The following is a 3439-nucleotide window of genomic DNA, read 5'->3' as shown; positions in this document are numbered from 1 at the left end:
GGGCATCGGAGACGGGCGTGGGGCGGGCGGAGGGCACCGCGGTGAACCTGGCGTTCCTGCCAGCGGTCACGGACGGGTTGTGGCTGAGGGGATTCCACGCCGTGGTACCCGGGGCCCTCCGTGCGTTCGAACCACAGATCATCGTCATGCAGGCCGGGTGCGACTCCCACCGGGAGGATCCGCTGGCCGACCTGTCTCTCACAGTCGACGGGCACCGCGAGTCCTACCTCCAGGTGATCGCGCTCGCAGACGAGCTCTGCGAGGGGCGGATCATCGCGATCGGCGGAGGTGGATACGAACTGGTCCGGGTGGTTCCGCGATCGTGGACCCACCTCATCGCCGCGATCCTCGGGGACCCCGTGGATCCGGGGACCCGGGTGCCGGAGGAGTGGGCGGCCATGGCCGCGCGGTACACCGTTCCGGACAGGGTCCCGCAGACGATGAGTGATGGCGCCGCCCCCGCGCACACGCCGTGGGAGCCCGCCGGCGCCGATCGCGGTGGAGAGGTCGACCGGACGCTGGCCCGACTCGACCAGTCGATCCTCGACACCCGCCGTTCCGTCTACCCCCTTCTCGGGCTCGACCCGGACGACCCCCGGGACTGACCGCAACGCCCGCGTCGCGGGTGCCCACCATCCACCACCGAAGTCTCTTGGAGGACCACGATGGCCAACCCCGGTGACGGAACGACCGACGTCGGCGACCCCGAGGGCGATGCGCCCGTCGTCACTCCGCCGGAGCACGCCTCCACCGACACGACGGTCGACGCGTATCCGGAGGGGTACCCGCACGAGTGGGCGGCCGACGTCCTGGGCTCCGACGGCCGGGCGGTGCGGATCCGTCCGGTCCTGCCCAACGATTCCGAGAAGATCGCGCGCTTCCACTCGAGTCTCTCCGAGCGGACGCGATACCTGCGCTACTTCGGTTCCCATGACGTCCTGTCGGCCAGGGAACTGCAGCGGATGACCCATGTCGACTACCGCGACCGCATGGCGTTCGTCGCGGAGCTGGGTGCGGAGATCATCGGGATGGCGATCTACGAGCGCCTTCCCGACTCGACATTCGCCGAGGTGGCGTTCACCATCTCGGACCAGCACCAGGGAAGGGGGCTCGGATCGATCTTCCTGGAGCACCTCGCGGGGTCCGCCGCCGAGTGCGGGATCGACCACTTCGAGGCGGAGGTCCTGTCCGAGAACCGGTCGATGATCCAGGTGTTCCGTCGGGCGGGGTATGAGATCTCCCGCTCCTTCGACGGATCCACCCTGCACCTCGAGTTCGCTATCGACCCCACTGAGGCTCTGACCAACGTCCGCAACGCGCGCGAGACCGCGGCCGAGGCGCGCAGTGTCGCGAGGGTTCTCACCCCCGGGTCGGTGGCCGTCATCGGCGCCTCGGACCAGGTCGGCAAGATCGGCCACACCGTGCTGCGCAACCTCATCGGCAACGGGTTCACCGGTCCGGTGTACCCGGTCAACTCCGATGCCACCTCGGTGCAGTCCGTCCGCGCCTATGCCAGCGTCCGAGACATCCCCGACCCGGTCGACCTCGCCGTCGTGGCGGTCCCGGCCGCGTCCATGTCCGAGGTGCTGGACGATTGCCTGTCCAAGGGCGTGTCGACGCTCGTGGTGATCTCGGCCGGGTTCTCCGACGTCGGCAGCGCGGGTGTGGTGTCCGAGCGTCGACTGGTGAGCGAGGCCCGGGCGCACGGGATGCGGGTGGTGGGCCCCAACGCGCTCGGGGTGATCAACACCTCCGCCGACGTCCAACTCAACGCCACCCTCGCCGAGGTGGTCCCCGGGCCCGGACGGGCCGGGTTCTTCTGCCAGTCCGGCGCCCTCGGCATCACCATCCTCGCCGCCGCCGCCCGGCGCGGTTTGGGTCTGTCGACCTTCGTCTCCGCGGGCAACCGCGCCGATGTCTCCGGCAACGACCTGCTCCAGTACTGGGACACAGATACCGGGACCGAGGTGGTCCTGCTCTATCTCGAGAGCTTCGGCAACGCCCGCAAGTTCTCCAGGATCGCGCGCCGGGTGGCCCGCAACAAGCCGGTCGTCGTGGTCCGGCGGGCCGTCGACGACCTGGAGTCGGGGGTACAGGGACTGACCGCCTCGGCCATCCGTGGACTGTTCCGCGACTCCGGCCTCATCCAGGTGGACTCCATCACCGACATGTTCGACACCGCGACGCTGCTCGCCTACCAACCGCTGCCCGCGGGCGGACGCCTGGCGATCGTCGGGAACTCGACGGCCGTCGGCCGTCTCGGCGGGGACTCGGCCCGGTTGCAGGGATTCACGGTGGCGGACTCGGTGGACCTGGGAGCCGGGGCTCTGCCCGAGGACTTCCGCGCCGCGATAGCCGACGTGGTCGCCCGGGACGAGGTGGACTCGGTCCTGACGGTGTTCGTCCCACCGGTGGCCACCGAGCCCGACGCGTACGCCGAGGCCATCCGGGCCGCGGCGTCCGGCAGCTCCAAGCCGGTCGTGAGCACGTTCCTCGCCGGGGAGGGGCTGCCGGAGGGGCTCACCATCACCGACGACTCCGGCGTGGCCTCGCGCGGTTCCATCCCCTCGTACCCGTACCCCGAGCGTGCGGTGTCGGCCCTGGTCCGCGCCCGCCGCTACGCCGAGTGGTTGGACCGGCCAGCGGAGGAACCCGCCGAGTACGACGATATCGACCGAGCACGCGCACGCGACCTCGTGGACTCGCTCTGCCACTCGAACGCCGGACACACCTCGTTCGAACTCACCCAGGGGCAGGTCCGGAGCCTGCTCGAATGCTACGGGGTCGGGATCGTCGACTACCGCGTCGCGGCCGGGGTGGGGCAGGCTGCCATGGCGGCCGAGGAGCTCGGCTACCCGGTGGCGGTCAAGGCGATGGGGGAGAAGTGGCGGACCCGCAGTGACCAGTCCGGGGTCCGGTTGGACCTCACCGACGCCGCGTCGTTACGTCACGCGTTCGACGAACTCCAGACCACCACCGGCTCGCGCTCGCTGCACGTGCAGAAGATGGCCACCAAGGGGGTCGCCGTGACCATCCGGGTGGCGGACCACCCCATCTTCGGCTCGCTCATCTCGTTCGGAGTGTCCGGGATGCTTTCGGACCTCCTCGCCGATCGCGCGTTCAGTACTCTGCCGATCTCCCCGTCCGAAGCCCGATCGCTCCTTGATCGCCCCCGGGCCGCACCCATTCTCGACGGGTACGCCGGGGACACACCGGCTGACCGGGAGGCACTGGTGGAACTCATGGGCCGGATGTCGTGCCTCGTGGAGGACGTCCCGGAGCTGCGACGTCTGTCCATCGACCCCGCGCTCGCCGCCCCCGACGGGGTGGCGGTGCTGTACGCGCAGGTTCACCTGGGCCCGCCCCCGCGGTCCAGTGGGGACGAGGGCCCGCGGCGACTGCGCTAGCGGGTCGCGGCGGCCGGGCCCACGCGCAACGC

1 protein-coding gene and 1 pseudogene are annotated in these 3439 nt (G+C 70.5%); both read left to right on the top strand.

The window, feature by feature from the left end; all coding sequences use genetic code 11:
* Positions 1–605, top strand: a pseudogene (locus IY392_RS17830) (acetoin utilization protein AcuC); the annotation flags it as partial.
* A 60-nt stretch (positions 606–665) separates the two neighbouring features.
* On the top strand, positions 666–3407 hold the full coding sequence (locus IY392_RS17825) for a GNAT family N-acetyltransferase (RefSeq protein ID WP_194861960.1): 2742 nt from the start codon (positions 666–668) through the stop codon (positions 3405–3407).
* Positions 3408–3439 lie beyond the last annotated feature (32 nt).

Source organism: Dietzia sp. SYD-A1 (genome assembly GCF_015356725.1).
In the GTDB taxonomy this organism is placed as follows: Bacteria; Actinomycetota; Actinomycetes; order Mycobacteriales; family Mycobacteriaceae; genus Dietzia.
The sequence above is the reverse complement of the archived record's forward strand: the minus strand, read 5'-3'. Positions and strand labels throughout refer to the sequence as shown.

Coding starts and splice junctions, on each gene's coding strand:
- IY392_RS17825 (WP_194861960.1), top strand. CDS start 666: ATGGCCAACCCCGGTGACGGAACGACCGACGTCGGCGACCCCGAGGGC.